The sequence below is a fragment of the Kocuria sp. CPCC 204721 genome (genome assembly GCF_040980945.1).
Taxonomy (GTDB): domain Bacteria; phylum Actinomycetota; class Actinomycetes; order Actinomycetales; family Micrococcaceae; genus Kocuria; species Kocuria marina.
In genome coordinates this window covers 1-1,423 of record NZ_JAVKPO010000046.1, presented here as the reverse complement: position 1 = coordinate 1,423, position 1,423 = coordinate 1, and the positions used below count along the sequence as shown (strand labels likewise).

Annotated in this window: 1 protein-coding gene; it reads left to right on the top strand. The window is 38.8% G+C overall.

The window, feature by feature from the left end; genetic code table 11:
- Nucleotides 1-519 precede the first annotated feature (519 nt).
- Entirely contained in the window at nt 520-1,110 is a 591-nt protein-coding gene (locus tag RF637_RS13765) for a hypothetical protein (protein WP_008670455.1), read from the top strand.
- The last annotated feature ends 313 nt before the right edge of the window (nt 1,111-1,423 follow it).

Sequence of the window (1,423 nt, the reverse complement as noted above, 5' to 3'; positions counted from 1 at the left end):
ACTCAAGCAAATCACCAGAAGCAGAGGTTTCGGCATGGGTATGTAACCCCCCCCCCGCCCCCAAAGGGGGAGCGACCAAACGGCAGCTTCACTCAATGGAGTGTTACGCCGTTCGGGTTCGGAAGAAATTTTGCAGGGTTCGAAAAACGGTTGTGTGCTTATTCGAAAAAAAGTTTATGGTGTGGGCGCTCGTCGGGACGGGTGGTCCCGCCCCTTGCCGCTGGGCGCTCCCCGACCGATGATTTTTTAAGTAGTTGATTATATGCCGTTTTTAGGGTATAATAAGAACTTAAGAAATAGAATAAGTTAAGTAGTTGATACTCAATATAGGGTATTTTCCATATTGGAAAATCTGATTTTCCATATTAGAAAGTCACTCTTTCCTATTAGATGTTAAAAAGGAAAATATATTTTGCTTTTTTATTGTATTAATGGAAATTTAAATATTCCTTTGTGGAAAATCAAATTATACTTTTTCACCGATATATAGAAAGTCAAATTTGCCTAAATAGAATGTTTATGGAAAATAAGAAAGTACTCAAATTAACCGATTTTCAAAAAAACGAAGAAAACCCCTTTATGAAACAAGCAATTGAAGGGATTGAAAATCACGTTGTTAAGAAATACAAAAGTAGTACGGGAAGTGATAAAAAAGCTGTAGTTGCTGTTGCTGATACAGATACAGGAGAAGTATTCAAAACCTCGTTTATCCGACAAATAGAAGTAGATGAAGAGCAATTTGCAAAACTATACCTTGCGAATTTTGCCGCTTTTTTCAATCTATCACAATCAGCTATTCGGGTTTTCGGGTATATTCTAACTTGCATGAAGCCTAAGAATGATATGATAATTTTCGATAGGCGAAAATGCTTAGAATACACCCAATACAAATCAGACAAAGCCATATACAAAGGATTGGCAGAGCTCGTACAAAGTGAAATCATAGCAAGAGGTCCAAACGAATATAATTGGTTCATTAATCCGTTGATTGTCTTTAATGGGGATAGGGTTTCATTTACAAAAACATACGTTCGGAAAAAGACTTTAGCTGCCCAAAAGAAAGAAGAAGCAGAGAAACGACAGTTATCACTTGGTTTTGATGAACTGTAACACTCCATTGAGTGAAGCTGCCGTTTGGTCGCTCCCCCTTTGGGGGCGGGGGGGGGGATAGATAAAGTTCCTCTATGTAAAGTTATAATGGGGGATGAAAGGCAAGGTTCGCTAACCTTACCCCGATTGTTTATGCTTCCCAGCATTCAATCTATCCCCGTTTATGGGTTTCTCTTTCACCCTACAAAGATAACCTCATGGGGGAAAAATGTCCAAGAATATGGGGTAAAAACTATCAAGTCGGTAGAAAATAAGTATCTTTGAAGTACATTTTTAGTAGAGGTACTGGTATGCCTAGACGAAGCAGATAGGC